The following is a 25,070-nucleotide window of genomic DNA, read 5'->3' as shown; positions in this document are numbered from 1 at the left end:
GACACTGGATGACTGACTGGACGAAGGCGATGAATCCGACATCGCTGATCAAGACCGAGGCGGAGGCCACGGCCGCCGCCCGCGCCAGCGCGATCGCCATTTTTCTGGGCGTCGCGTGGGGCCTCGTCGGGATCATCTACATCATGACCGCCGGTCAGGCCGTCATGGAGGCCGCCATGGCCCAGGCCTCGGCCGAAACCCCGGAGATGGCCGGAATGGCCGGACCGCTGACCCAGTTCGCTCTGTGGCTGTCCGTCGGCCTGGTCGTCATTCAGCTGGTCATCGGCCTGGTGCAGTGGGCCAAGCCCAATATCGTCATCCCGATCATCTTCGTGATCCTGGTCGCGTTCGGCCTGGTCTCGGGAATCTTCGGACTGGTGATGGCCGGCAGCCCGAACATGCCTGAAACCGCCGCCACGCCGATGTGGCAGGTGGTGATCGGCCTGATCATCCTGGTGATCCAGATGGTCCTGCACATCGCGGGCATCCGCGGCGCTGCGAAACTGGACAAGCTGCGCTTCGAAGCCGCGCGGTAAGGACTGAAAGTTCGGGCGGCGGTCTCGCGATCGCCGCCCGTTCTGTTTTGCTCAGCGGCTCTGCCGCCGGTCCTCTCGGGCCGTTCCGGGTTGCCGCGACTGCCGGCGCCAGCGGATCGAAATATTGGTGTCGCCCTCCGCCGTGACGGAGGAACTGACGGTCACGTTGCGGCGCACGCGCCATTCGACGTTGACCTCGCCGCCGCCCTCGCCGCCGCCGATGATCTCCAGATAGACGTTGTCGCTGATGTAGCGCCCGCCGGCGACGGTCATGCTCGACGCCTCGCCGCCGAAGGACAGACGGTCCAGTCCGGCCAGCTCGCGCAGATTTCCGATCACATCAAAGCCGCCGCCGCCCGCGAGCGAGGCCACGCCCGCCGCCAGCTGGGCCGCCTCGAACGGCGACAGTTGCGAGGCCGAGCGACCGAACAGCACCTGCGACAGTATCTCGTCCTGGGGCAGGACCGGCGTCGAGCTCAGGGCGATCTCGGGCTGGGCGGCGGTGCCGGTGACGCGGACCGTGGCCGTCAGCGTCGGATCCTCTCGCGTGGCCGTCAGATTGAGACGGATCTGCTCCGGATTGGTCGACAGGCTGACGGTGCCGCTGTCGTCGAAGACGAAACGCTTGCCGGCGAAGTCGTAGTCGCCGCGCACCACGCGGGCGTTGCCGGTCAGGACGGGGCGGCTGATGGTGCCGGTGACCCGGGCGAAGACGCTCATCTCGACATTCAGGCCGCGCCCGACGATGCGGACGTCGCCGCCGGGCGAGCGGATGGTGACGTCGAGGCCGATCTGCGGACCGCGAGGCCGGTTCTGCTCGTCTTCGGGGATATCGCCGCCGGGGCGGTTCACCTCGATGACGTCCATGCGGACGATGCCGTTCGAGCCCGGCGGATTGGCGCTGATGCGGGCGTCGTCGATGTCGATCCGGCCGGCCAGCTGGATGTTGCCGTCCTCGGCGCGGACCACGGTCAGCGGACCGGAGGCGCGGGCGACGGCCAGGTCATTGTCGATGATCCGGAACCGGGTCAGGGCCAGCTGGAAGCTGGAGCCCGATCCCTGCCGCAGCCCGATCCGGCCGTTGCCCGCCACCGATCCGCCGTGTCCGTCGGTCGCTGCGAAGGTCTCGATCAGCGCGGTGGTGTCGTCGAAGCGGCTGGCCAGGGTCATGTCCTGCAGCCGCAGGCCCGTGGCGTTGTCGCGGAAGGCGCCCTCCTTGAGGTCGAAGCGTCCGTTGATGCGCGGCTCGTTGAGCGTGCCGGCCAGGCTGGCGCGAACATCGACCTCGCCGGCCAGCGACCGTTCCCCGCCGAGCAGCAGGTCCCAGATCGGCTGGATCTGGCCCGTGATGGCGACATCGCCTTCCATGGCGCGGGTGCGGGCGATGGCGAGACGCAGCGGCGCCGCCGACGCCTCGACCGGCAGGGTGATGTCGGCCCGGGCCTGGAGCGCCGTCTCGTCGGTCGCCTCGGCCTGCAGGTGCAGGGTGTTGTTGGCGAGAGTCGCCGTCACCGTGCCGTCGACCTCAAGGCCGCGGGGCGCGTCGATGCTGCGCAGGTCCTCGAGTTTGACGTTGGCCGATCCCGACAGGTCGTCGCCGGCCCCGCGCAGCGACAGGTTGCCGGTGACGCGGCCGCGCACATCGGGCGCCAGCGAGCCCAGCTCGACGCTGGTCAGATTGGCCTCGATGACGGCGGCGCGGGAATCCTGGCGGTACTCGCCGGTCAGCACGCCGCCGCCGACGCCCAGATCGACGCGGGCGACCCGGCCGTCCCCGGCGAAGGCGATCACAGCGGGGCTGCGGGTGGTGAAGTCGATGTCGCGGACGCTGCCCGAACCGTCGAGAATGACGGACTGCGCCGCGCCGTCGCGCGAATAGACGCCCGTGCCGTCGAACGAGACCGGCGTGGCCCCGCCGACGTCGGCCTTGAGCGTGAAGGGCAGGCGGTCGAGCGTGCCGCTGCCGTTCAGATCCAGCGACTTGATCACCCAGGTCGAGCCCGCGAGGCGGACGTTGCGCCCGCTGACGTCGAGGATGGCGGTTTCGGCGCCGCCTCCTTCGGTCAGGCGCACGCGGCCCTCGACCTCGCCGGAGGCCAGGAAGGCGCCGGGGCGGGCGGTGAAGGTCAGGTCGGCGCTGGACGGGATGCGGTTGGACAGGGCGATCGCGCCCTGGGCGGTGACGCCGCCGGCGTCCAGATCGACGTCGGTCAGGCGGATGCGGTCGCCGCCGAGGAAGAAGTTGCCGCTGGCCCTGGCGGGACCGAAGTTCGATCCCGCGGTGACGGCGATGCGTCCGTCGGAGGCGTCGCGACCGCGGCGGAAGCTGAGGATCATGTCCGCGTCGGTCAGGGTCAGCCCGCCGGCGCTGACGCGGCCGAAGCCGGCGCGCAGGTCGGCGCGCGGCTGGGCCAGCGTGCCGGTCAGGGCCCCGTCGCCGGTCATGGCGCCGTCGATCGCCACCGGGCCGACGCCGAAGGGGCCGCGCGCGTTCCAGTTCAGGGCCAGACGCAGGCGTCCGTCGTTCTCGATCAGACCCCGGGCCCCCGCCGAGCCCTGGGCGCCGGTGAGGTCGGCCTGTTCGATCTCGATGCGACCGTTGTTGAGCGCGCCGGTGGCCTTGAGCCTGGGCGTCTGGCCCAGCAGACGGTCGAGCTCGCCCAGACCGGTCGCCAGCCGACGGCCGCGCGCGTCGAAGGTGAGGCGCCACGGGGCGCCGCTGCGGGTGGTCGAGGCGGCGACCGGGCCGCCGAAGGCTCCGCTGGCGCCGCCATGGATTTTCGAGGCGTCGGTGATGTCGACCTGGCCGCGGAAGCCGAGCCCACCCATCAGATTGCGCCCGCCCGAGCCGGTGACCTTGATCGCCTGACCGGCCGCGTCGATCCGTTCGAGCAGGATGGCTCCGTCGGTCTGGCGGACCGCCTCGAACTGGACCCGGGGTCGGGCGCCGAGCAGACCGCCGATAATGCCCGCCGTCGAGCCGCCAGTGGCCCGGATGTCGCCTTCCAGATCCATGCGCCCGGCGCGGACCTGGAGGTTCAGGGGCCCCTGCAGCCGTTGCGCCCGATAGCTGACGGCGTTGACGCCCATCAGGTCGACCGTCCCGTTCAGGGTCCAGTTGGTCGCGTCGCCCTTGAACAGGCCCGCATAGGCGGCCCGTCCCGCCGCCGGACGCCCGACCAGCCGGCTGAGGGACGGGGTCGAGACGTCCAGACGGATGCCGTCCGGGCTGCTGCGGTCGCTCATCCGGATTTCGCCGCTGGCCCCGGAGTTCAGGTTGTCGGACAGCAGCCGCCAGCCGACGCCTTGCAAGCCATCGCTATCGCGGTCGGGCGAGGTGGCGAAGCCGAAGCGCGCGGTGCGGCCAATCCGCTCCGCGAACGGCTCCAGCAGATCCGAGCCCGAGAAGTCGAGGAAACCGGAAATGCGGGCTTCCTTCGGCCCGTAGCGGCCGGTGATCCTGAGCGGCGTGAAGTCGCCGGTGCGGACCATGGCGTCGACGATGCGCCCGTTGACGACGGCATAGGCTCGGAACGGCTCGTCCGGCGAATAGCCCAGCGCGCCGGCGATGGGACCGCCGCCGGCCTCGTTGGCCTGCAGGTTCAGACGGGTGTCGGCGATATCGTCGCCCAGGGTGGCGCGAACCCGCAGATAGTCGCCTGGCCGGCTGTTGCTGAGTGCATTGACGGTGAAATTCTTGGCCCCGCTGCGCGGGATGTTCGCGTCGCCGGACAGGTTCCAGCGGCCGTATTCCTTGCTGAAATTCTCCAGCAGTTCGACGTCGGCGGCGAAGCGGTCGATGTCGATGGACAGGGCCTGCGGGCCCGGCGGGGTCGTCGGCGGCTCCACCTCCGGGCGGCGGATCAGCCGGATGACGTCGGCTTCGATGTTCGTGGCGTGGAAGCGGCGCGTGACCAGCGGCCACCAGTTCCAGTCGACCCGGACCTGGCGCGCGTCCAGCCAGACGCCCTTGGCGTCGGTGATGGTGACGCGGTCGATGGTGAAGTCGTCGAAGAGATCGCCCTTCACGCCCTCGACGTTGATGCGGCCGTAGCGACCGACCTTCTTGCCGGCGACGAAGCTGGTGACCAGCTCCCGGCCCGGTCCGGACAGCAGGTACATGCGCCCCCCGACCAGGGCGACGACCAGCACGGCGGCGAGGACCGCCAGGCCCATGCCCGCGAAGAAGGCCAGGGCCTGCAGGCGCGTGCGTTTGCGCTTCGCCTTCTTGGCGGGCGTGTCGGGCGCTTCAGGCGCGTCGGACGGGGGCGGGACCTCGGTCAAAACGCCTGTCCGATGCTGACGTAGACCTGGAAGTCGGCGTCGCCCTCACGCTTGTCGAGCGGGAAGGCGATGTCGGCGCGGATCGGACCGAAGGACAGCAGGTAGCGCACGCCGAAGCCCGCGCCATAGCGGGTGTTGTTGAGGTTCGGAATCTCCTGGAAGCCGATGGCGCCCGCGTCGACGAAGGCCACGGCCTGAAGATTGCGCCAGACGGTGCGGCGCACCTCGGCCGACGCCTCGAACAGGCTGAGACCGCCGCGGGGCGTGTTGTCCGGCAGTCGGGGGTTGATGCCCTGGAACTCATAGCCGCGGACCGAGCCGCCGCCGCCCGAATAGAAAAGGCGGTCGGAGGGGACCGTCAGTTCTGACCCGCCGACGATCGAACCGATGCGCACCCGGCCGGCCAGCACGGTCTTTGCCTGCTGCAACGGGATATAGGCCGTCGCCTGGGACTCGGCGCGAAGGAAGAAGACCGTGTCCTCGCCGGTCACCGCAGTCGGCTGGGCCGAGGCCAGCAGTCGCCAACCGGTGGTGGGGTTCAGCGGATCGTCCGAGCGATCCATGAAGAAGCCGCCGCGGCCGGTCAGGATGACCAGATCGCGGTCGAGGGTGACGGGCTGCTGGGTGTCGGGATCGAACCGGTTCTCGTTGTACCGCCCCGCGTCGAGGGCGATGCCGTAGCTGAACCACGAGGTCTTGCCGAGGCGCTGGCGCAGGTCGGCCGAGGCGGTCAGGGCGGTGCGCCGGTAGGCGTCGGTGTCCTCGTTCACCAGCGCGCCGGCCAGGGTCAGGGTCTGACCCGGATTGCGCCAGTGCGGCAGGCTGAGACTGCCGCCCAACCGGCTGTCCAGATCGGTCAGCCGGGCTTCCCAGACCAGGGTGTCGGCGCGGCCGAAGCGGTTGTACCAGGTCCAGTGGGCGTCGACGCCGGAGCCGCCGGAGGTCGAGAAGGTGGCGCCCGCCTCAAGAATGCGGCGCGGGCGGTCGGTGAGGGTGACGATGATCGGCCGGTGGCCGTCGGCGGTGGTCTGGTCGACGGGGGCGAGGGCCACGCCGACGCCGTCATAGACGCCTGTGTCCAGCAGCCGGCGCTCCAGCTCGGCGACGTCCTCGGGATCGTAGACGTCGCCCTCGGACCAGGGCGCCAGGCCCGCGACCCATTGGGCGTTGGTCGGTCCGCGGGTCTCCATCCGGATGCCGTCGAGGCGGACCAGCTGGCCGGAGGCGATGTTGTAGGTCGGCTGGACGCTGAAGGTCGCGTGGTCGACCACCACCCGGCGCGGCTCGGCCTTGGCGTCGGCGTAGCCACGGCGGTTCAGGCCGGCGACGATCCGGCCCTCGGCCGCGATCACCTCGACGGCGCGGCCCGGATCGCCAGGCGTGAGTCCCATTTCACTGATGGCCGTGGCGGCATTCGTCGGGTCGGGCTCGGGTTCGATCCAGCGCACCGCCGGATTGGCGATGAGGAAGCGACGGCCGGGCACGACGGTGACGATGGCGATCGGGTTCTCTTCGCCCTCGACCTCGTCTTCGAGAACGGGCTGGTAGTAGCCTTCGGACCGCAGCAGCGCTTCGGCCGCCTGCATGGCGGAACGGGCGCGTCCGCGCGCCTCGAAGCGGTTGGCCGGAGGACCATCGACTTCGCCCACCGCCCGGACCAGTTGTTCACGGAGGTCGGCGTCCATTTCGCCGCGGATCTGGGCGCGCGGATCGGCCGCTGCGGCGGACGCGAAGGCCAGGCCCGCCACGCTGAACAGGAAGAAGGCGGGCCCTTGCTTCAAACTCGAACCTTCGTCAGCGGGCGAACGCCCAAATCACTGGCCGCGCTCGCCGGCCGCCGTCTTCGCCCGCAGGGGAACCGCCTCGATCGCGGCCTAGTAGAACAGGGTCTCGCTTTCCGGCTGGACGGACTCTTCCGAGGTCCGCTTCTCGGAGGGCATGGTCGTCGAGTCGGTCGGCGGCGGCGGAGTGGTCGGCGCGGTGGCGTCTGCAGGGACGCCGGCGTCTTCGGCGGCCGGAGCCACCGGCGTTTCGACCGTCATTTCGGTCGACATGTCGTCCTCGACCGGGCGCGGATCGTCGCATGCAGCGACCGCGAAAGCGCCGGTGAGGGCCAGAAGGGCAACAATGCGTTTCATATTCGGCGTCTCCCCCGGATTCGGCCTTCAAACGCTTGGCCGTTTCGCCTGTTCCAATAGAGCGGTTCAGCTTTGACGCATCTTGCGCGCGTCTGCTCAAGCTTCAGCCTCTAGCTGTGAACCGCGCGCGGGTCACCACCTGCGAGAGACCGCGCACGGAGAAATTTCCGTGACGGCTCCCGAACCGTCTCAGCGCCAGAGGTTCAGCGCCTCGTCCAGCGAGAGAGGGGCCGGCTGCGGCGCGGGCGTCGGCGGCGTCTGGCCGAAGCGCGGGGCGGGGGCCGGCTGTGGCACGGGCTGGAGCGCGAAGGTCCCTCGCGCCAGGTTGTGGGGATGCAGCGGGGCCTCGTGCAACGTCAGGACAGGCGTGACGCAGGCGTCCGTGCCCTCGAAATGCGCGGTCCAGTCGTCGCGGTCGCGAGCGGCGAACAGGGTTTCGAATCGGGCGTGCAGGGCGGGCCAGCCGGCCATGTCGAACTGGGGCGCCTCTTCGGCCGTCAGGCCCAGGCCGGCGATCAGGGCGGCGTAGAACTGCGGCTCCAGCGCGCCGACCGCGACGAAGCGGCCGTCGCGACAGGCGTAGCAGCGATAGAAGGGCGCGCCGCCGTCCAGAAGATTGGCTCCGCGGGTGTCGCTCCACAGCTCGCGCGCGCCCAGGGCGTGGAACAGGCTGGTCAGAAGGGCCGAGCCGTCGGTCATGGCCGCATCGACGACGCGTCCCCGGCCGGTGGTCTTCGCCTCCAGCAGGCCCGCGAGCACGCCGGTGACCAGGAACATGGCCCCGCCGCCGTAGTCGGCGACGAGGTTCAGGGGCGGGCGAGGCGGGCGGTCCGGCTCGCCCATCGGGTGCAGGGCGCCGGACAGGGCGGCGTAGTTGATGTCGTGCCCGACCTGATCCGCCTTGGGTCCGGTCTGGCCCCAGCCGGTGATGCGGCCGTAGACCAGGCGGGGGTTTCGCGCGGCGACGATGTCGGGCCCCAGCCCCAGCCGCTCCATGACGCCCGGGCGGAAGCCTTCGATCAGGGCATCGGCGCCGGCGATGAGATCCAGCACGCGGGCGTGGTCGGCCGAATCCTTCAGATTGACGCCGACGGCGGCGCGACCGCGATGCATGACCTCGCCGCCCACCTCGCTGATGACCGCCGCCCCGGCCGATGCGTTGCGCGTCAGGCGCAGAATTTCGGCTCCCATGTCGGCCAGGACCATGCCGGCGAAGGTCACCGGACCGAGGCCGTCGAACTCAAGGATGCGCAGGCCGGAGAGGGGTTTCATGCCACTTGCCTAGCTTGTCCGTTCATAAGCGTCGAGGCGACGCTTGACCCCGGCCACGCTATGAACCAGAAGGCGCGTCGCCGGTTCGCAAGTGCGGGCCGGTTCGATGTGCGTCCTTAGCTCAGTTGGTTAGAGCATCTGACTTTTAATCAGAGGGTCCTCGGTTCGAGCCCGAGAGGACGTACCATCGCCTTTTCCGGAACTAGCAGGCGGTCGTTGGGTTTGTCGGATGACACCCAAAGGAGATTGCGATGCCGAATCGGAACGTCGAAGAGCCACGTGCCTTCGTCTCGGCTGAGGATTACGTGGATGAGGACGGGGAGCCCCTGGGCGCCTCCGACGTCCAGCAGGGCGGGACCCACGACAACCGGCTGAGCCATCGGGCCAAGGATTCCATCCAGGGCCGGAAGACTATCGAGGGCAATCGCCAACGCCTGAAGACCGGCTCCGCCGACGGCAACTGAGGCCTAGCGCGGCGGCTTTCGTCGCGCACGGCACTTCTTGCAGACAAGCGTGCCCGGCTTTGACCGGCTGTATCTGTACTCGTGCTTGCAGGTGAACCGGGCAAGCCATGACTGGATCGTCTGGAGCATGATGCAGCGAAGGTACGCTGTTTGGCGCTCGTGAAAAGGCGAATCGGCGGACGCTTCCGTTACAGGCGTGGCCATGGTTGAAGAGGCGATGCGTCGTCTCTTCCTGCTTCCGACCCTTCTCATTCTGGCTGCCTGCAACGCGGGGCATTCCGCGGTGGAGGGCGCGCGCACCTTCGGCGCCGGATTCGGCGACGCGGCGACCGCGCCGCTGGAGGATCTGAACCTGCGACGGGAGTACATCCCGACGGTCCTGCTGCAGGCTGAATCGAACCCCTATGACCTGCGCAATCTGAACCAGTGCACGACCATCGGCGCCGAGATCGCGCGGCTGAACGAGGCGCTGGGGCCGGACAGCGACGAGCCGCCGGCGCCGGACGGCTCCTATCTGAGCGAGATCGCCGCCGACGCGGCGTCGAAGGCGGCGCTGGACGCCATCCGCGACGCCACCACGGACTTCATCCCGGGCCGCAGCTGGGTGCGCCAGCTCAGCGGAGCCGAACAGCACAGCCGCCACGTCCAGTCGGCGATCCAGGCGGGACGGATGCGACGCGCCTTCCTGAAAGGCATGGGCATGCAGAAGAACTGCGCCCCGCCGGCCGCGCCGGCGTGGTTCCGCCCCAGCCGGGTCTAGCCCGCGCTGTTCGACGTGTGCCGGGCGTGGAAGTCGCGGCGGAATTCCTCGAACCGCCCCCGCGCGATCGCCTCGCGCATGGCCGCCGTCAGGGCCTGGAAGAAGGCGATGTTGTGCCAGCTGAGCAGCACCTTGCCGAGGATCTCGTCGGCCCGGATCAGGTGGTGCAGATAGGCCTTTGAATACTCTTGCGAGGCCGGGCAGGGGACGTCGACGTCCAGCGGGTCCTGATCCTCGGCGAAGCGGGTGTTCTTCAGGTTGATGGGGCCGTTCCAGGTCCAGGCCTGGCCGTGGCGGCCGGCGCGGGTGGGCAGGACGCAGTCGAACATGTCGACGCCGCGGTACACCGCCTCGACCAGATCGACCGGCTTGCCGACGCCCATCAGGTAGCGCGGACGATCGGCGGGCAGCATTTCCGGCGCATAGTCCAGCACCTCGCACATCGCCTGGTGGCCCTCGCCGACGGCCAGGCCGCCGATGGCGTAGCCGTCGAAGCCGATCTCCTGCAGGCGCTCCGAGGATTCCTTGCGCAGGTTCTGGAAGGTCGAGCCCTGCTGGATGCCGAACAGGGCCTGGGTCTCACGCGTGCCGAAGGCGTTCTTCGACCGTTGGGCCCAACGCGCCGACAGCTCCATGCCGGAGCGGGCGCGGCTTTCCTCGGCCGGCCAGGCGACGCATTCGTCCAGCTGCATGACGATGTCCGAGCCCAGCCGGTCGGCCTGGATCTCGATCGAGCGCTCGGGCGTCAGCACGTGCTTCGACCCGTCGATATGACTGGAGAAGGTCACGGCCTCCTCGGTCAGCTTGGAGATGCCGGACAGGGACATGACCTGGAAGCCGCCCGAGTCGGTCAGGATCGGCTTGTCCCAGCGCATGAAGTTGTGCAGCCCGCCCAGCCGCTCCATCCGCTCCGGACCGGGGCGCAGCATCAGGTGATAGGTGTTGCCCAGCAGGATGTCGGCGCCGGTCTGCGCCACCTGGTCGACGGTCAGCGCCTTCACCGTGGCCGCGGTGCCGACGGGCATGAACGCGGGCGTGCGGATGTCGCCGCGCGGGGTCTTCAGAACGCCGGTGCGCGCGCGGCCATCGGTGGCGGAGATGTCGAAGGGGAAGCTCATGCGGGATCGATCAGTCGTTCAAGGGCGTCGGCCCGACTCAGGTCCTTGGGGCGTCCGAACTGGCGGGCGACCGCGATCTGCTCGGTCAGGGCCGGGATATGGAGGATATGATCGCCCGCCGCCACAGGGACGCGGGTTTCGAACACGACGGGGCTCCAGTCGGGACCGGTGCGGACCTCCAGTCCGGCCATGACCTCGATGGGCACGGCCTCGTCCCGGGTGCGGCCATAGACCCGCGAGCGAAACTGTCCTTCGCCGGGATCGGTGACGATCTCGGCGCCCAGCGCCGCGAGCAGCCGTCGGGCGTCGCCGGAACTGGTGAGGACGTCGATGTCCGGCACCCGCCAGTCGCGCAGACCGACCAGGGCCATGGCCGCGCCGCCGAACACCCACCAGGGATCCTGCATGCCGGCCCGGGCCGCCGCGTCCGCGAGCCTGTCCAGGCCGTCAAGGAACGCCTCGGGCAGGCCGTCGGTCATGGGGCTTGCCGGAACAGCAGGCTGCCGTCGCCGTAGGAATAGAACCGGTAGCCGTCGGCGATGGCGTGGGCGTAGGCCGCCTTCATGGTCTCCAGACCGGCGAAGGCGCTGACCAGCATGAACAGGGTCGATTTCGGCAGGTGGAAATTGGTCATCAGCACGTCGGCGGCGCGGAAGCTGTAGCCGGGGGTGATGAAGATGGCCGTGTCGCCGTGGAACGGCCGGATCACGCGGTCGTCGTCGGTCGCGCTCTCCAGCAGGCGCAGGGAGGTCGTGCCGACGCAGACGATGCGGCCGCCGGCGGCGCGCACGGCGTTCAGGGCATGGGCGGTGTCGGCGGACACCTCGCCCCACTCTGAGTGCATCTTGTGGTCGGCGGTGTCGTCGGCCTTGACCGGCAGGAAGGTTCCGGCCCCGACGTGCAGGGTCACGGCGTGGGTCGCGACGCCCTTCGCCCGGATCGCCTCCAGCAGAGCAGGGGTGAAATGCAGCCCCGCCGTCGGCGCGGCCACCGAGCCGTCCCATTGCGCGAACATGGTCTGATAGTCGGACCGGTCGCGGTCGTCCTCGGCCCGTTTGGCGGCGATGTAGGGCGGCAGGGGCATGACGCCGACGTCGCGGATGGCGTCGTCCAGCGCCGGCCCGGTCAGGTCGAAGCGCAGCGCCACCAGCCCGTCCTCGCCCTTGCCGACCACGGTCGCGTCGAGGCGGCCCAGGTCGCAGGCTCCGTCGGCGACGGCGCCGAAGCGGATGCGGTCGCCCTCCTTGATGCGCTTGCCGGGCTTCATGAAGGCCGACCAGACATCGGGGGCGTCGCGGTGGTGCAGGGTGGCCTCGACCTCGACGGTCAGGGTCTCGCCCTCGGGCCCCGGCCGCTGGCGGACGCCGGACAGGCGCGCCGGGATCACCCGCGTGTCGTTGAACACCAGGGCGTCGCCGGGACGCAGGAAGTCCGGCAGATCGCGGATGATCCGGTCCTCCAGATCGCCGCCGTGAACCACCAGCAGGCGCGCGGAATCGCGCGGCTCCGCAGGGCGCAGGGCGATGCGCTCGTCGGGCAGGTCGAAGTCGAAATCGGCGGTCTTCATCAGGCGGCGCAAAGGCCACGGGGACGGGACGGGGTCAAGGCGGGGCGACCATGTGTCAGCCTGACCGGGCGCGCGCGATCCGCCATAGAGGGGGCATGAAACTGCTCAGCCTCATCGCCTTCCCGGCGCTCGCCCTGTCCGTCGCGGCTTGCGACATCGACACTTCCGCCCTGCAGGAGATCGAGGATACCGCCGCCCAGGCCCGCGCCACGGCCGACGAAATCAACACGCGGACGGACCAGATCCAGCAGGCGGTCGACGATCCCGTCGGCGCTCTGCGCGGCGTGGTGACGGCCAATCTGGCCAAGGCCCCGACCGACCAGCCGGGCGTCTATGTGCTGACCGACCTGCAGACGGGCTGCCAGTTCCTGGCCACCTACGCCGCCGACGGGACGACGGTCAGTTCGATCGCCCCGCGCGTCGAGGCCGCGGCCGGCGGTACGCGCCAGCGCTGCATCCCGATGCCGGAGGCCCGCGCCGCCGAGGGCTGATGCGGGCTCCGGCCATGGACAGGGTTCGCAAACCGTTGGATTGTGAGCTCATGCGCAATCCCGGCCTTTTCCTGATCGCCTGCATCACCGCGCTTGCTGCCGGACCCGCCCTCGCCGGAGAGGCAGCGGATTGCGACGGTTCCCCCGCCGCCAATCGCGAACTGGTTGTGGCCTTCTACACGCTCGGGCTGGTCGAGCGGCAACCGCAGCCAGCTTTTGAGCGCTACGTTGCGCCTGACTTCGTCGAGCACAAGCCGGACATCCCGGGCGGCACGCGCGAAGCCGCCGTCGACTTTCTCGGCGGGATCATTCGCGACGTGCCCACGGCACGTTGGGAGATTCTGCGTTCAGCGGCCCAGGACGACCTGGTCTTTGTTCACGCCCGTATGACGCCGGCGCCAGGCGCCGGCGTCTATGCCCTGGCTGACATCTTCCGGGTGGAGGACTGTCGCATAGTCGAACACTGGGACGTGGTGGGCGGACCAACGGACATGGCCGTCAACCCGCATCCGCGCTTCTAACGGCCGCGGTCCGTCACCACCTCGCCGCCCTTCATGACCCAGACGACGTTTCGCGTCGCCCGGATGTCCGCGGTCGGGTCGCCCTGGACCGCCACCAGATCGGCCAGCAGACCGGGTTGAAGCCGGCCCCGGTCGGGGACGTCGAGGGCGTCGGCGTTGACGGATGTCGCCGCCATCAACACGTCCGTTGGGCGCATGCCCCAGTCGGTCATCAACTCCATCTCGATGGCGTTGGTCCCGTGAGAGTAGACGCCGACGTCGCCGCCCATGCACATCGTCACCCCGGCGGCGCGGGCGGCCGCGAAGTTGTCGCGGTGGGCCCGAACGCGGGGCGGGGCGGGCTCCGCGCCGTCCCAGCCGGCGTAGCGCGCGTTGGAGTATGTGGCGGCGAGCGTCGGGCACAGGACCACGCCGCGCTCCGCCATCAGGCGATAAACCTCCGGCGTGCCGCCATCGCCGTGCTCGATGGTGTCGGCCCCCGCCAGGGTCGCGCGGCGCATGCCCTCGGCCGTGCTGGCGTGGATCGAGACCGGGCGTCCGGCGGCATGGGCGGTCTCGACCGCCAGACGCATCTCGGCCTCGGAGAAGGTCGGGCGGCTGGGTTCGCCGGGGCGCCAGGGCGAGTCGGCGTAGAGTTTGATCACATCCGCGCCCGCGCCGATCTGGCTGCGCACCACGCGGACGATCTCGTCGTCGTCGGCTTCCTCCGCCCCCAGAGGGGTGCCGGCCCCGGGCTCGAAGCCTTTGGGCCCATAGGCCCCCGTGGCGACGATGGCGCGGGTGGCGACCAGCAGGCGCGGACCGGGGACGATTCCCTCATCGATGGCCTGACGCAGGCCGTCGGCATAGCCCGCCCCCTCGGTGCCCAGATCGCGCATGGTGGTGAAGCCGGCGTCCAACGTGTCGCGCGCCGCCACGACGGCCCGGGCCGTGCGCAGGGCCAGGGGCTCGTGCAGCACCTGATCGTCCCACGCCGCCTCGTTGTAGGGGTGCAGGAAGAGGTGCGAGTGCCCTTCGATGAAGCCGGGAAGAAGCGTGGCTCCGGGCAGATCGATCACGCGGGCGCCGGGCGGGGCCGCGACCGAAGGGCCGACGGCGACGATGCGCTCGCCCTCGACCAGGACGGTCCAGCCCTCGTGGCGTCGGCCGTCGACGCCGTCGAATACGGCGGCGGGGCGGATGAGGGTGGCGGTTGGAGCGCTCTCTTGGGCCGCCACGGGCAGGGCGGACAGCAGGGTCAGACAGGCGGCGAGGATACGCATGGGAAACCTCGATGTGACGGCGTTCTGCGAGGAACGCCCTCGCATTGGGCGGGTCAAGGCTTCAGACCGTCAGGCCGTCGCTGCGACCGCGGCGGTCCGGAGGGCCTCGCGGATGTTGCGCATCCGCGTGCGGACGCCGTTGGGGCCGTGGAAGCCGCTGTCGGTATTGAAGACGACGGCGGTGGTGATCCCCGTGTCCAGGTCGGCGCCGACATAGGTCATGAAGCCCATGATCGTCCCTGTGTGGGTGACGATCCGCGGCTGGCCGGGCAGGGGCAGGAACAGGCCCAGGCCGTACTGCACTGGATCGCCCAGGTCGAGCGTGGGATCGCCCCCTGCGAGCGTGGCGGGCGTCAGGGCCTGGCGCAGCGCGTCCGGCGGCAGGGCCTGTCCGCCGAGCAACAGCGTGAACCAGCGGCACAGATCGTCCGCGCTCGAACGCATGGCGCCGGAACCGCCGATGGCGCTCATGGACACGAAGGCTGCGTGGGCGAAGCCCGAGGCGCCGGGCAGGTTGGTGTAGGCGGCGGCGCGACCACGCACGACCTCGGTTTCGTCGTCGACGGCGCTGGCGGTCAGGCCCAGCGGGCTGAACAGCCGGCTGGCCATTGCGTCCTGCAGCGACTGGCCCGTGGCCTTCTCGATCACGGCGCCCAGGAGGATGTAGCCCGTATTGCTGTAGTGCCATTCGGCGCCGGGCTCGACGCGCTGCAGCTTCGGCTGGGCGGCGAGGAAATCGACCATCTGAGTGGTGGAGCGCGGGGTGGCCAGGGTGCGGAACATGTCCTCCAGCGTGCCTTCGTCGGTGTAGTTCGACAGGCCGGCGGTGTGGTTGAGCAAGCGCTCAAGCGTGATGTCGGCCGCGCGGGGGAAATCCGGCAGGAAGCGGGCGAGGGGATCCTGGATCGACAGCAGGCCCTCGGCCTGCAGCTTGAGCACCGTGGCGGCGGTGAAGGTCTTGGTGGCCGAGCCGATGCGGACGACGCTGGCCGGGGCCATGGCCGCGCCGGCTTCCAGATCGGCGCTGCCGAAAGCCTCGCTGAACAGCGGCGTCGAACCGGACCAGGCGGAGAGCTGCATCCCCGGCGTCATCTGGTCGCGCACGGCGAGGGCGGCCGCGTCGCGCACGGACGTCCACGGATCGGCGGGACGGGCGAGGGCCGTTGCGGGCAGGGCCGCCGCGGCGGCGGTCAGCCCGAGGGCGTCTCTCCGGTTGAGCATGAACCGTCCTCCCAAAGCGCACGATCTCCACGGCGAAGGTTGCCGTCGATGCGGCCGCCGGACAAGGGGCAGGGCCAGCGCGCATGACGCTGGCTGTCGGTTCGTCCTATGTTAGCCTTACGGGGTACGGGGATCGCGGGGGCGAGGATGAACGAAGCGCAAAGGCAGACGCCGGCGACGATGTTCTACGTCGCTGTGGCCGTGCTCGGGCTGGTCGTGTCCGTGCTCGGCTTTTCGAAGACCTTCTTCCTGCCGCTCGGCGCGGGCGAGTTCCAGGCGCCCGCGGTGGTGTTCGTGCATGGCGGCGCGGCCTTCGCCTGGGTGCTGCTGTTCGTACTTCAGCCCAGCCTGATCCGGCTGGGGCGCTACGACATCCATGCGCGGACCGGCGCGATCGGGGCCGTCCTGGCCGTGGTGGTGGCCGTCACCGCCGTTCCGGTCGCCCTGTATGCGGTGGAGCGCGACCTGTCGGCGGACCTGGATTTCGCCGTTTCGACCCTGCCGGGGGTGTTCACCTCCATGGCGATGTTCCTCGCCCTGGTGATCGCCGGGGTGATGAACCGTCACCGGCCGCAGACGCACAAGCGGCTGATGTTGCTGGCGACCATCGTCGTGCTGTGGCCGGCCTGGTTCCGGCTGCGCCACTGGTTCCCGGGCGTGCCCCGCCCCGAGATCTGGTTCGCCGTGGTGGCCGCGGACGCCCTGATCATCATCGCCATGATCCGGGACAAGCTGGTCGAGGGCCGCGTTCACCCGGTGTGGTGGTTCGTCGGCATTCCGGTGATCCTGGAGCAGACGATCGAGGCGCTGCTATTCGACTCGCCGGCCTGGCGGGCCGTGTCGCACGCCCTGTACGGGCTGTTTACGTCGGGCTGAGCGTTGACCCTGCGGCCGTGAGGCTGCAAAGCCCCTCGCATGCTGCAGAACATCGACACCCTCGCGCGCGACGCCAAGTCGTGGCCGTTTGAACAGGCCCGCAACCTTCTGGCCCATGTGCTGAAGAAGCGGCTGTCCGACGCCGAGCGGAATGCGGCGAAACTGCTGATCGACGCCGGCAAGACCGATGAGGCGCTGGCGACCTTCGAGGCGCTGCAGCGGCCCGTGGTGCTGGAGACCGGCTACGGCCCGTCGGGCCTGCCGCACATGGGCACCTTCGGCGAGGTGGCGCGCACGACCATGGTGCGCAACGCCTTCCGCGCCCTGACCGGCGACCACTGGCAGACGCGGTTGATCGCCTTCAGCGACGACATGGACGGCCTGCGCAAGGTGCCGGAGGGCATTCCCAACCCGGAGATGCTGCGCGAGGACCTGCACAAGCCCCTGACGGTGGTGCGCGACCCGTTCGGCACGCACGACAGCTTCGGCGCGCACAACAACGCCCGCCTGCGGGCCTTCCTCGACAGCTTCGGCTTCGAATACGAATTCCTATCGTCGACCGAGCAGTACAAGGCCGGCCGCTTCGACGAGGTGCTGCTGCGCCTGCTGGAACGGTTCGACGCCATCCAGGCCATCATGCTGCCGACGCTGGGCGAGGAGCGCCGCGCCACCTATTCGCCCTTCCTGCCGATCAGCCCGATCACCGGCCAGGTGCTGCAGGTGCCGACGCTGGAGCGGAACGTCGAGAAGGGCACGATCGTCTTTGACGATCCGGCCGGCGGACGCACCGAGGTTCCGGTCACCGGCGGTCATGTGAAGCTGCAGTGGAAGCCCGACTGGGCCATGCGCTGGACGGCGCTGGACGTCGACTACGAAATGTCGGGCAAGGACCTGATCGAGAGCGTGCGCGAGAGCGGCAAGATCTGTCGAGCGCTGGGCGGCACTCCGCCGGAGGGCTTCAATTTCGAGCTCTTCCTCGACATCGAGGGCAAGAAGATTTCGAAGTCGAAGGGCAACGGCCTGACGATGGAGGAGTGGCTGCGCTACGGCACGCCGGAGTCGCTGAGCTGGTACATGTTCCAGTCGCCGAAGTCGGCCAAGTCGCTGCACTTCAACGTCATTCCGCGCGCGATCGACGACTATCTGGCCTTCATCGAGGCCTACAAGACGCAGGAGCCGGCCAAGCGGATCGACAACGCCGTGTGGGCGATCCATGCCGGCGCGCCGCCGGAGCACACCTCGCCCGTGTCGTTCGCCCTGCTGCTGAACCTGGTGGGCGTGGCCAATGCGTCGGACAAGGCGCAGCTGTGGGCCTACTTCGCCAAATATCTGCCGGACGCGACGCCGGAGAACGAGCCGCTGCTGGACCAGCTAATGGACCGGGCGCTGAACTATTACGTCGACTTCGTGAAGCCGACGAAGTCCTACCGTCTGCCGGACGACAAGGAAAAGGCGGCGCTGCTGGATCTGGCGGCGCGCCTGAAAGCCCTGCCGGCCGACACGACCGACGGCGAACTGATCCAGGGCGAGGTCTATGCGGTGGGCAAGGAACACGCCTTCGAACCGCTGCGCGGCTGGTTCGGGGCGCTGTACGAAGTGCTGCTGGGCGCGTCGCAGGGGCCGCGGTTCGGCTCGTTCGCGGCCATCTACGGCCTGCCGCAAACGATTCAGCTGATCGAGGACGGGGCGAGCGGCAAGCTGGCTTCCTAGGGGCCGCGGACCATCGGCCCTGCGGGACCTCCCGACCCGACGCGGCCTGGCGCTTCGCGAGCTCGCGCTCAAGCAGCGAGCCGCCGCGCGGCGAGCGATAGCGCCCTAACGAAGATGAACCGAATATAACGGCGACCCACCGGGAGCCTTCAGCTTCGCTGGCGCATTGTGCCTGCCATCGACCAACTCGATGACAGGAGATGAGCCATGTCGAATAAGAAACTCACCGTCGCTATCGCCGCCGCCGCTGTGCTGGGCACGCTCGCCCCTGCGGCCCTTCCCACCATGGCCATGGCCCAGTCGCGCGCCAACGGCATCACCAACTGTGACGCCCCCGGCGGACGTCAGCGCGCCGGCGCCCTGATCGGCGGCGTGATCGGCGCCCTCGCAGGCAGCCAGATTTCGGACAACGAACGCGCCCTCGGCGCGGTCGCAGGCGGCGCCGCCGGTGCGGCCGCCGGTTCGTACGTCGGCTGTAACCAGCAGCGCGCCCGTCAGTACCAGTCGAACTACAACTACGGCAGCGGCGACCAGTATCGCGCCTCGTCCAACCTGAACATTCGTTCGGGCCCGGGCACGAACTACCGCACCGTGGGCCGTCTGTCGGCCGGCCAGCCGTTCACGGCCACCGGCTCGCAGGGCGAATGGGTCCAGATCGCCGGCGGCGGTTGGGTCAACGCCCACTACGTCTCGCGCTAGGGATCAGCGCAGTCACAATGAAAGGCCGCCCTCCGGGGCGGCCTTTTTTGTTGGGCGGCCTACTGGCTGACCCAAAGGATCCGCGCCATCCAGACGATGTCGGCGCGGGCGATCGTGCGCGGCTCATAGGCCGGGTTGATAGAGGCGAGGGTGACCGAACGCGCGCTCAGGGCGGCGATTTCCTTGGCCACGGTCTGGCCGTCCATGGTGCGGACCACGACTCGGTCGCCCTTGCGCACCTCGGTGGCGGCCTGGTCGATAATCACGCGGTCGCCCTCGCGGTACAGCGGAGCCATGGAGTCGCCGGCGATCTTCAGGCTGAACAGGCTGTCGCCCGAGCGCGGCAGCTCGGTCGGCTCCCAGCCGTCGCCGGTGGGCAGGCCCGCGTCGTCGAAGAAGCCGTCCTGACCCGCCTGGGCCATGCCGAGCATCGGCAGGGTCGCCGGCCGGTCAGGCGCATCCTGGGCCAGCGCCGCGAAATCGCCCAGCGACAGGCCCGTGGCCTCAAGGATGCGCGTCAGGCTTTCCGTGGACGGCCAGCGGGGGCGGGGCGGTTCGCCGGGGCCGAACCGCTTGGAGGGGTTGAAGCTGGTCGCGTCCAGCCCCGCGCGCCGCGCCAGGGCCGACGCGCTCAGGCCTTCGCGCCGCGCCAGGCGGTCGATGGCCTTCCAGATCTGGGCATGGGACAGGGGCATGGGGGCGGCCCGGCGAATCGGTTTGTAGGAATATTCGCCTATCGGGCGGCGACGTCAATCGCTCCGGCCGGGGCCCGCCGCGCGCCGGTCACGCCACGCCAGGACGGTCGCGACGACCAGCGTCAGAACCACGCCCCAGACGGCCAGGTTGAGCGCGTCCTGGGGCGGCTGCGGGCCTAGGACCGTGAAGGTGCGACCCATGACGATCACCGCCTGGAGCCCGCAGGCCCAGAGCAGCCACGTCCGCCGGCTCTTCCATGCCAGTCCGGCGAAGATGGCCAGAAGGATGAGGTCCATGACGAGCTGGGCCGGGGGGCCGCCGCGGAGGAGGAGGGTGGTGAACAGCGCGAGCAGGCAGGCGCCCGCGCCGATGCGTTCGGGCTCGTCGCCCTTCAGAAAGGCCAGGATGGCCACCAGCGCCGTCGCGGCGAAACCGGCCGGCGACAGGGTGCTGTCGATCATGCGGTCAGGCCGGGCGTCGCGGCCATCGGCTACTCGAGTCCGGCGGCGCGCCGGTCCTGCCACGCCCAGAAGGTCCCGATGGCGATGGCCACCAGGATGCCGTAGCCGGCCAGGTTGGTGACCACATAGAAGGCTATGGCGGTTGGGCTGAGATCCAGCAACACGAGGACGTGGGTCATGACGATCAGCGCCTGACAGGCGGCGGCCCACAGGGGCCAGGAGCGACCGCTTTTCCAAGCCAAGCCTGCGTACACGACCAACAGGAGCGTATCGACCGCCATCAGACCCCATTGCGGGTTCGATGGATTGCTTTCGTCCTGGATCAGCAGCGAGGCGATGAAGACGAAGACGAAGGCGCCCGCGCCTATGCGTTCGGGTTCCTCGCCCTTGATGAAGGCGAACGCCACCACCAGCAGGGTGACGGCCGCGCCAATCATCGAATACGCCGTGTCAAACACAGAATCGCCCCCACGCCATTCGGCACGGGGGCGACTTTGCATCGAAACTGCGGAAACCGGAATGACCGGTCGCCGACATTACATCGAATTAAGCCCGGAGTTGATAGACCGGACGCGTTTCGCGCGGCGGCTCTTCCGGCTTGTCGAGGATGCCGCCGGCGTAGGTGCCGTAGCCGAGGCGACGGTGATCCTTGGCCAGTTCGGCGTGGCAGGCGACGATCGCCTGACGGGCCGTGCTGAGAGCGGCGATGGCTTCCATAGCCTTGGCCTGCGCCTCAGCGCCGGACACCGGCGAAAGGCTCAGCTGGGTGCGGGCGCCGATCATGGCCTGCACCAGGGTCGCCGCGTGGGCGATGGCGGCATCAACCGATTGCTCGGTCGCATTCAGATCGCCGGCAACGCTGGCGATGACTTCGGCCTTATTCATTATCCCCTCCGGACTAAACAGGATGAATGAGCCCTTAACACGGATCGGTAGAGCTTGGTAGGAATTTGTTTTCCCTGTTCGACAAGGCTTTTTTAACCATGTTTCCGGAATTCGGCGCAGTTCAGCGAGCCGCCGGGGAAGCGATTTGCGTCTCTGGGGTTGTGCCGGGAATGGAGCCGGGAGGCCTCTGACGAGGCGCCGGTCAACGAGCTTTGCGGTGTCGTTCAGGCGTGCGTGGTGGATCGCCGCCCGCGCAGCATCCAGCGCTGTGGCCAAGCTTCGCCCATGGCGTGTCAGTCGCGGAAGTCGCCAAGCAGGCCGAACGTCTGGCCGTCAGGCGGGGAGCGTCGCGTTTCTAGAGGTCGAGTTGCGCCACCAGGAAGTGTGCGCTGAGGGTGGCGATCGGCTGCGCCTCGTCCTCCTGCCACGCTTCGGCCTGGACGTGGGCGACGCGGCGGCCGGCCTTGCTGATGCGGGCGCGGGCGTGAACGTCGACCGGCCGGCCCGAGCGCAGATAGGCCACCGTCACATTGATCGGCCGGGGCAGTTTCAGTCGCGGGTACAGCAGGGCCACCTGGGCGACCGCGGTCAGTTCGAGCATGGCGGCGGTCGAGCCCCCGTGCAGGGCCGGCAGCATCGGGTTGCCGATCAGCTTGTCGGCGAATGGCATGGTGACCGTCAGGGCGTCGCCGTCCTGTTCGGTCGTGAGCCCGAGGAAGCGGGCGTAGGGCAGGTCGGCCAGGACGTCGCTCATTCTCCGGCCTCCCGACGCGGGGCCAGGTTGGCGCCGACGCCGCGGCCGCTGCTGGAGTTCAGCATGTAGGCGCTCTGGGCGGCGGCTACCGGATCGTCCGGATGGTCCTCGAACGCCCAGGCCCGCACGAAGGCGACTGAATGGGTCAGGCGGAAGCAGCGCGCCTCGGCGATCAGGTCGGCCCGGGGGCGGGCGGCGCGCATGTAGTCGACGCGTAGATCGAGGGTGGCGATGGATTCGAACCGGTCCAGCGCGACCCAGACCGCCAGCCCGCCGACGTGATCCAGCAGGGTGGTCACCAGACCGCCGGCGAGCACGCCGGTGTCCGGGTCCCCGACCAGGTCCTCGCGCCACGGCACACGGATGCGCACCCGGTCGCCGACCAGGCTTTCGTAGGCGAAGCCGAGCGCGTGCGTATGGGCGGCGCCGGTCGCCAGGGTCGGCAGCAGGGAGATCAGGGGCGAAGCGGACATGATCCAGCTATCCACCCCGTCGCCGGTTGAGCGCAAGACCGGCTCGTGCGTTCTGGACAGCGACCGGGAGGCTAACCGCCAGATGATCCGCTTCGAGGACCTGCTGAGGCCGACGCCGGCAGGGCTGTATTGCCCGCCGGGCGACTTCTACGTGGATCCCGTGCGCCCGGTGGACCGGGCGGTGATCACCCATGGCCATTCGGACCACGCGCGGGCCGGACACGGCGCGGTTCTGGCCACGCACCAGACCCTGGCGATCATGGCGGAGCGCTACGGGGAGGACTTCACCGGGCAGCGGCAGGGCCTGAAGTACGGCGAGACGGCCTCCCACAACGGCGTGGAGGTGTCGCTGGCGCCCGCCGGGCATGTGCTGGGCTCGGCCCAGGCCGTGATCCGCTGGAAGGGCGTCACCATGGTGGTGTCAGGCGACTACAAGCGCCGGCGTGATCCAACCTGCGCGGCCTTCGAACCCGTTCCGTGCAACGTCTTCATCTCCGAGGCGACCTTCGGCCTGCCGGTCTTCGTGCATCCACCGGATGGAGGCGAGATCGCCCGGCTGGTGCAGTCGCTCAGGCAGTTTCCGGAGCGCGCCCATCTGGTCGGTGCCTATGCGCTGGGCAAGGCGCAGCGGGTCATCCGTTTGCTACGCGAGGCGGGCTGGGAGCGGCCGATCTACGTGCACGGCGCGCTGGAGCGGTTGAACCGCCTGTACGAACGCGAGGGCGTCGCCCTGGGCCCGCTGGAGCCGGCGACCGGGCTGAAGAACAATTCATTGGGCGGCGAGGTGGTGATCGCTCCGCCATCCGCGACCCAGGATCGATGGTCGCGGCGGTTCGCCGATCCGGTGCTGGCCTTCGCCTCGGGCTGGATGCTGGTCAAGGCGCGGGCGCGGCAGAGGGGCGTGGAGCTGCCGCTGGTGCTGTCGGACCATGCGGACTGGCCCGAACTGACGGCGACCTTCGCGGAGCTGAAGCCGGAGGAGGTGTGGATCACCCACGGACGTGAGGAAGGTCTGCTGCGCTGGTGCGAGCTGAACGGCCAGAAGGCCCGGGCGCTGAGGCTGGTCGGCTATGACGAGGAAGACGACGAGGCGGACAGCGAGGAAACGGTCAGCTAGGCGACCGAGCGGCTCCGCCCACCGGTGACTTCCGCCGCTTCGCGGGCTGCGGCCTGTTCCAGCGCGGCGTTCATGGCCATGCGCAGGCGCTCGGGCTTGATCGGCTTCTCAACCACCGCGGCCATGCCGATCGACAGGTATTTGCGCGCGTCTTCCGGATCGGCGTTGGCCGTCAGGGCGACGATCGGGATGTGGCGCTGCTCGCCGGGCAGGGCGCGGATTGCCTGGGTCGCCTGGACGCCGTCCATGCGAGGCATCTTGATGTCCATCAGGACCAGATCGAAGCGGCGCTCCTGGACGCATTCGACGGCCTCGACGCCGTCTTCGGCGGTCTCCGAGGTGCAGCCGAACATCTCGCACAGGGCCTGGGCGACGACGCGGTTGGTCGCGTTGTCGTCGACGATCAGGACGTGCGGGCTGTTGTGCAGGTCCAGATCGGCCAGGTTCTCGACGTTCGAGGACTGGGCGGCGGGCGCCTCGGCGCGCTCGACCTCGATGTCGAAGGCGAAGGTCGCGCCGCAGCCCGGATTGTTCTCGGCCCAGATGCGGCCGTTCATCCGTTCGATGACCTGCTGGCAGATCGACAGGCCCAGGCCCGCGCCGTCGGGGCCCGAGCCGTGGACGAAGGGTTCGAAGATGACGTCGACCCGGTCGGCGTCGATGCCGGGGCCGTCGTCGCGGACGCGGGCTTCCAGGCGGATGGTATCGCCGTCGGCCGTGGCCTTCAGGCCGGCCTCGACCACGCCGTTGCGGGCGAACTTCAGGGCGTTGCCGATCAGGTTGTTGAACACCTGCTTCATGCGGGCGCCGTCGATGACGGCCGCCATCTCGGTGTCGCCCTCATAGCTGACCATCAGGGTGACGTTGTCCTGCGAGGCGCGGGGCGCCCACATGGCCTCGATGTCGTCCATCAGGGCCCGCAGCGGCGTGACTTCGGCGTTCAACTCCAGCTCGCCGGCTTCGGCGCGCGACAGGTCCAGCGCGTCCTGGAGGATGCGCAGCAGGGTCTCGGAGGACTCGACGATGGTCGAGACATGCGCGTGGGCCTGCTTGTTCAGCGGCTGGCGGCGCAGAAGTTCGGCGACGGCCAGCACGCCGTTCATCGGCGTGCGCAACTCGTGGCTCATGATGGCGAGGAACTGGCTCTTGGCGCGGGCGGAGGCGAGGGCCTGGGTCCGGGTGTCGGTCAGGACGCGCGCCTGTTCCTCCAGCTCGGCGTTCTGCTGGCGCTGCCGGTCGTTGACGGCCTGCAGCAGCGAAACGGCGGTGCCGACGCCGTGATACTTTCCGCCGCGGGTGACGATGAAGCCGCGCATCAGCGCGCCGGGGCCGCCCTTCAGCAGGCTGTCGCAGAAGGTGTCGATGCTGACGCCCGCCTCGACCACGGCGGGCTCGGGATCCATCACGTGGATGACGGGGCGTTTGGCGTAGAGGGCGTGGCCGAAAGCGCCGGCGATCTTGAGCAGGAAGGCGTTGCGTTCGATCAGGCCGACAGGACGATCGCCGTCGACCACGGGAATGACCAGCGTGTCCGGCTCGCTTTCAAAACGAGCGAAGACATCGCTTCCCGGCGTCTGGGGCGGGATCGCCTCGGCGCGTTCGGTAAGAACTTCGATCGTCGGCATGTCCGGCCGGCACTCCACTGCGACCGGTGGACAATGGCGATAACCATTTGCGGAAGGGTTAAGGACGGTAACCGTCATTTTCCCGCCGGTTTTGCCCCGCTGGCCGCGGTGGTGTAGAAGGCCCGCCCGTATCCATACGG

The 25,070-nt window shown here is 69.4% G+C and carries 25 protein-coding genes and 1 tRNA gene; 10 read left to right on the top strand and 16 right to left on the bottom strand.

The window, feature by feature from the left end; translation table 11 throughout:
• Nucleotides 1-8 precede the first annotated feature (8 nt).
• Entirely contained in the window at nt 9-536 is a 528-nt protein-coding gene (locus GGR12_RS11710; protein WP_183204567.1) for a hypothetical protein, read from the top strand.
• Nucleotides 537-587: 51 nt separating this feature from the next.
• On the opposite strand, the gene GGR12_RS11705 is transcribed toward GGR12_RS11710, so the two are convergent.
• From GGR12_RS11705 to GGR12_RS11690, 4 genes are all read right to left on the bottom strand, one after another.
• Complete coding sequence (locus GGR12_RS11705) at nt 588-4,820, bottom strand: translocation/assembly module TamB domain-containing protein (protein WP_183204566.1); 4,233 nt, start codon at nt 4,818-4,820, stop codon at nt 588-590.
• Nucleotides 4,817-6,601: an autotransporter assembly complex protein TamA gene (locus tag GGR12_RS11700; RefSeq protein ID WP_246328859.1), complete on the bottom strand. Its 1,785-nt coding sequence runs from the start codon at nt 6,599-6,601 to the stop codon at nt 4,817-4,819. The genes GGR12_RS11705 and GGR12_RS11700 overlap by 4 nt, the downstream gene beginning before the upstream one ends.
• A 93-nt stretch (nt 6,602-6,694) precedes the next feature.
• Nucleotides 6,695-6,958 carry a hypothetical protein gene (locus tag GGR12_RS11695; RefSeq protein ID WP_183204565.1) on the bottom strand — a complete coding sequence of 88 codons (264 nt, stop codon included), beginning with the start codon at nt 6,956-6,958 and terminating at the stop codon, nt 6,695-6,697.
• A gap of 189 nt (nt 6,959-7,147) precedes the next feature.
• Nucleotides 7,148-8,230, bottom strand: coding sequence for a CaiB/BaiF CoA transferase family protein (locus GGR12_RS11690; protein WP_183204564.1), 1,083 nt, complete (start codon nt 8,228-8,230; stop codon nt 7,148-7,150).
• Nucleotides 8,231-8,340: 110 nt separating this feature from the next.
• Between GGR12_RS11690 and GGR12_RS11685 the strand changes: the two genes are divergently transcribed.
• The 3 genes from GGR12_RS11685 to GGR12_RS11675 all read left to right on the top strand — a co-directional run bounded on the left by GGR12_RS11685 (nt 8,341) and on the right by GGR12_RS11675 (nt 9,454).
• Nucleotides 8,341-8,417: transfer RNA gene (locus GGR12_RS11685), tRNA-Lys, on the top strand.
• Between the two features lie 64 nt (nt 8,418-8,481).
• The gene (locus GGR12_RS11680; RefSeq protein ID WP_183204563.1) at nt 8,482-8,694 is read left to right on the top strand and encodes a hypothetical protein; all 213 of its coding nucleotides are present in this window, start codon (nt 8,482-8,484) and stop codon (nt 8,692-8,694) included.
• 217 nt (nt 8,695-8,911) lie between these two features.
• Nucleotides 8,912-9,454 carry a hypothetical protein gene (locus GGR12_RS11675; protein WP_183204562.1) on the top strand — a complete coding sequence of 181 codons (543 nt, stop codon included), beginning with the start codon at nt 8,912-8,914 and terminating at the stop codon, nt 9,452-9,454.
• Here GGR12_RS11675 and tgt read toward each other — a convergent pair.
• From tgt to queA, 3 genes are read right to left on the bottom strand one after another with little or no spacing between them, the layout of a single operon-like run.
• The gene (gene tgt, locus GGR12_RS11670; RefSeq protein ID WP_183204561.1) at nt 9,451-10,572 is read right to left on the bottom strand and encodes a tRNA guanosine(34) transglycosylase Tgt; all 1,122 of its coding nucleotides are present in this window, start codon (nt 10,570-10,572) and stop codon (nt 9,451-9,453) included. The two genes, GGR12_RS11675 and tgt, sit on opposite strands and share 4 nt — an antisense overlap.
• Complete coding sequence (locus GGR12_RS11665) at nt 10,569-11,051, bottom strand: hypothetical protein (protein WP_183204560.1); 483 nt, start codon at nt 11,049-11,051, stop codon at nt 10,569-10,571. The genes tgt and GGR12_RS11665 overlap by 4 nt, the downstream gene beginning before the upstream one ends.
• The gene (queA, locus tag GGR12_RS11660) at nt 11,048-12,139 is read right to left on the bottom strand and encodes a tRNA preQ1(34) S-adenosylmethionine ribosyltransferase-isomerase QueA (RefSeq protein WP_183204559.1); all 1,092 of its coding nucleotides are present in this window, start codon (nt 12,137-12,139) and stop codon (nt 11,048-11,050) included. The genes GGR12_RS11665 and queA overlap by 4 nt, the downstream gene beginning before the upstream one ends.
• A 95-nt stretch (nt 12,140-12,234) precedes the next feature.
• Here queA and GGR12_RS11655 point away from each other — a divergent pair, with 95 nt between their 5' ends.
• Nucleotides 12,235-12,630: a hypothetical protein gene (locus tag GGR12_RS11655; protein WP_183204558.1), complete on the top strand. Its 396-nt coding sequence runs from the start codon at nt 12,235-12,237 to the stop codon at nt 12,628-12,630.
• 50 nt (nt 12,631-12,680) lie between these two features.
• Complete coding sequence (locus GGR12_RS11650; protein WP_183204557.1) at nt 12,681-13,151, top strand: nuclear transport factor 2 family protein; 471 nt, start codon at nt 12,681-12,683, stop codon at nt 13,149-13,151.
• Here GGR12_RS11650 and GGR12_RS11645 read toward each other — a convergent pair.
• Both GGR12_RS11645 and GGR12_RS11640 read right to left on the bottom strand, forming a co-directional pair.
• Nucleotides 13,148-14,413 carry an amidohydrolase family protein gene (locus GGR12_RS11645; RefSeq protein ID WP_183204556.1) on the bottom strand — a complete coding sequence of 422 codons (1,266 nt, stop codon included), beginning with the start codon at nt 14,411-14,413 and terminating at the stop codon, nt 13,148-13,150. The two genes, GGR12_RS11650 and GGR12_RS11645, sit on opposite strands and share 4 nt — an antisense overlap.
• Before the next feature lie 69 nt (nt 14,414-14,482).
• On the bottom strand, nt 14,483-15,634 hold the full coding sequence (locus tag GGR12_RS11640; RefSeq protein WP_183204555.1) for a serine hydrolase domain-containing protein: 1,152 nt from the start codon (nt 15,632-15,634) through the stop codon (nt 14,483-14,485).
• A 147-nt stretch (nt 15,635-15,781) separates the two neighbouring features.
• Here GGR12_RS11640 and GGR12_RS11635 point away from each other — a divergent pair, with 147 nt between their 5' ends.
• From GGR12_RS11635 to GGR12_RS11625, 3 genes are all read left to right on the top strand, one after another.
• Nucleotides 15,782-16,510: a hypothetical protein gene (locus GGR12_RS11635; protein ID WP_183204554.1), complete on the top strand. Its 729-nt coding sequence runs from the start codon at nt 15,782-15,784 to the stop codon at nt 16,508-16,510.
• A gap of 39 nt (nt 16,511-16,549) precedes the next feature.
• A complete protein-coding gene (locus GGR12_RS11630) occupies nt 16,550-18,220 on the top strand; it encodes a lysine--tRNA ligase (RefSeq protein WP_183204553.1) in 1,671 nt (556 codons plus the stop codon).
• 207 nt (nt 18,221-18,427) lie between these two features.
• Nucleotides 18,428-18,919: an SH3 domain-containing protein gene (locus tag GGR12_RS11625; protein ID WP_183204552.1), complete on the top strand. Its 492-nt coding sequence runs from the start codon at nt 18,428-18,430 to the stop codon at nt 18,917-18,919.
• Between the two features lie 59 nt (nt 18,920-18,978).
• On the opposite strand, the gene GGR12_RS11620 is transcribed toward GGR12_RS11625, so the two are convergent.
• From GGR12_RS11620 to GGR12_RS11595, 6 genes are all read right to left on the bottom strand, one after another.
• Nucleotides 18,979-19,614, bottom strand: coding sequence for a S24 family peptidase (locus tag GGR12_RS11620; protein WP_183204551.1), 636 nt, complete (start codon nt 19,612-19,614; stop codon nt 18,979-18,981).
• Between the two features lie 54 nt (nt 19,615-19,668).
• Entirely contained in the window at nt 19,669-20,076 is a 408-nt protein-coding gene (locus GGR12_RS11615) for a hypothetical protein (protein ID WP_183204550.1), read from the bottom strand.
• A 29-nt stretch (nt 20,077-20,105) separates the two neighbouring features.
• Nucleotides 20,106-20,534 (bottom strand): hypothetical protein, encoded by a 429-nt coding sequence (locus GGR12_RS11610; RefSeq protein ID WP_183204549.1) that lies wholly within the window; start codon nt 20,532-20,534, stop codon nt 20,106-20,108.
• An 88-nt stretch (nt 20,535-20,622) separates the two neighbouring features.
• Complete coding sequence (locus tag GGR12_RS11605) at nt 20,623-20,961, bottom strand: hypothetical protein (protein WP_183204548.1); 339 nt, start codon at nt 20,959-20,961, stop codon at nt 20,623-20,625.
• A gap of 355 nt (nt 20,962-21,316) precedes the next feature.
• Complete coding sequence (locus GGR12_RS11600) at nt 21,317-21,715, bottom strand: PaaI family thioesterase (RefSeq protein WP_183204547.1); 399 nt, start codon at nt 21,713-21,715, stop codon at nt 21,317-21,319.
• Nucleotides 21,712-22,188: a PaaI family thioesterase gene (locus tag GGR12_RS11595; protein ID WP_183204546.1), complete on the bottom strand. Its 477-nt coding sequence runs from the start codon at nt 22,186-22,188 to the stop codon at nt 21,712-21,714. The genes GGR12_RS11600 and GGR12_RS11595 overlap by 4 nt, the downstream gene beginning before the upstream one ends.
• Before the next feature lie 82 nt (nt 22,189-22,270).
• Between GGR12_RS11595 and GGR12_RS11590 the strand changes: the two genes are divergently transcribed.
• Nucleotides 22,271-23,305: a ligase-associated DNA damage response exonuclease gene (locus GGR12_RS11590; RefSeq protein WP_183204910.1), complete on the top strand. Its 1,035-nt coding sequence runs from the start codon at nt 22,271-22,273 to the stop codon at nt 23,303-23,305.
• On the opposite strand, the gene GGR12_RS11585 is transcribed toward GGR12_RS11590, so the two are convergent.
• A complete protein-coding gene (locus GGR12_RS11585) occupies nt 23,302-24,930 on the bottom strand; it encodes a response regulator (RefSeq protein WP_183204545.1) in 1,629 nt (542 codons plus the stop codon). The genes GGR12_RS11590 and GGR12_RS11585 overlap by 4 nt on opposite strands.
• Between the last annotated feature and the right edge of the window lie 140 nt (nt 24,931-25,070).

Source organism: Brevundimonas lenta, assembly GCF_014196335.1.
GTDB lineage: Bacteria > Pseudomonadota > Alphaproteobacteria > Caulobacterales > Caulobacteraceae > Brevundimonas > Brevundimonas lenta.
Note: the sequence above shows the minus strand (reverse complement) of the source record. Positions and strands in the feature narration are given on the sequence as shown.

What these genes read in the sequence shown, in the direction of transcription:
- GGR12_RS11710 (WP_183204567.1), top strand. Translation starts at nt 9, where the DNA reads ATGACTGACTGGACGAAGGCGATGAATCCGACATCGCTGATCAAGACC.
- GGR12_RS11695 (WP_183204565.1), bottom strand. Translation starts at nt 6,958, where the DNA reads ATGAAACGCATTGTTGCCCTTCTGGCCCTCACCGGCGCTTTCGCGGTC.
- GGR12_RS11690 (WP_183204564.1), bottom strand. Translation starts at nt 8,230, where the DNA reads ATGAAACCCCTCTCCGGCCTGCGCATCCTTGAGTTCGACGGCCTCGGT.
- GGR12_RS11680 (WP_183204563.1), top strand. Translation starts at nt 8,482, where the DNA reads ATGCCGAATCGGAACGTCGAAGAGCCACGTGCCTTCGTCTCGGCTGAG.
- GGR12_RS11675 (WP_183204562.1), top strand. Translation starts at nt 8,912, where the DNA reads ATGCGTCGTCTCTTCCTGCTTCCGACCCTTCTCATTCTGGCTGCCTGC.
- tgt (WP_183204561.1), bottom strand. Translation starts at nt 10,572, where the DNA reads ATGAGCTTCCCCTTCGACATCTCCGCCACCGATGGCCGCGCGCGCACC.
- GGR12_RS11665 (WP_183204560.1), bottom strand. Translation starts at nt 11,051, where the DNA reads ATGACCGACGGCCTGCCCGAGGCGTTCCTTGACGGCCTGGACAGGCTC.
- queA (WP_183204559.1), bottom strand. Translation starts at nt 12,139, where the DNA reads ATGAAGACCGCCGATTTCGACTTCGACCTGCCCGACGAGCGCATCGCC.
- GGR12_RS11655 (WP_183204558.1), top strand. Translation starts at nt 12,235, where the DNA reads ATGAAACTGCTCAGCCTCATCGCCTTCCCGGCGCTCGCCCTGTCCGTC.
- GGR12_RS11650 (WP_183204557.1), top strand. Translation starts at nt 12,681, where the DNA reads ATGCGCAATCCCGGCCTTTTCCTGATCGCCTGCATCACCGCGCTTGCT.
- GGR12_RS11645 (WP_183204556.1), bottom strand. Translation starts at nt 14,413, where the DNA reads ATGCGTATCCTCGCCGCCTGTCTGACCCTGCTGTCCGCCCTGCCCGTG.
- GGR12_RS11640 (WP_183204555.1), bottom strand. Translation starts at nt 15,634, where the DNA reads ATGCTCAACCGGAGAGACGCCCTCGGGCTGACCGCCGCCGCGGCGGCC.
- GGR12_RS11635 (WP_183204554.1), top strand. Translation starts at nt 15,782, where the DNA reads ATGAACGAAGCGCAAAGGCAGACGCCGGCGACGATGTTCTACGTCGCT.
- GGR12_RS11630 (WP_183204553.1), top strand. Translation starts at nt 16,550, where the DNA reads ATGCTGCAGAACATCGACACCCTCGCGCGCGACGCCAAGTCGTGGCCG.
- GGR12_RS11625 (WP_183204552.1), top strand. Translation starts at nt 18,428, where the DNA reads ATGTCGAATAAGAAACTCACCGTCGCTATCGCCGCCGCCGCTGTGCTG.
- GGR12_RS11620 (WP_183204551.1), bottom strand. Translation starts at nt 19,614, where the DNA reads ATGCCCCTGTCCCATGCCCAGATCTGGAAGGCCATCGACCGCCTGGCG.
- GGR12_RS11615 (WP_183204550.1), bottom strand. Translation starts at nt 20,076, where the DNA reads ATGATCGACAGCACCCTGTCGCCGGCCGGTTTCGCCGCGACGGCGCTG.
- GGR12_RS11605 (WP_183204548.1), bottom strand. Translation starts at nt 20,961, where the DNA reads ATGAATAAGGCCGAAGTCATCGCCAGCGTTGCCGGCGATCTGAATGCG.
- GGR12_RS11600 (WP_183204547.1), bottom strand. Translation starts at nt 21,715, where the DNA reads ATGAGCGACGTCCTGGCCGACCTGCCCTACGCCCGCTTCCTCGGGCTC.
- GGR12_RS11595 (WP_183204546.1), bottom strand. Translation starts at nt 22,188, where the DNA reads ATGTCCGCTTCGCCCCTGATCTCCCTGCTGCCGACCCTGGCGACCGGC.
- GGR12_RS11590 (WP_183204910.1), top strand. Translation starts at nt 22,271, where the DNA reads ATGATCCGCTTCGAGGACCTGCTGAGGCCGACGCCGGCAGGGCTGTAT.
- GGR12_RS11585 (WP_183204545.1), bottom strand. Translation starts at nt 24,930, where the DNA reads ATGCCGACGATCGAAGTTCTTACCGAACGCGCCGAGGCGATCCCGCCC.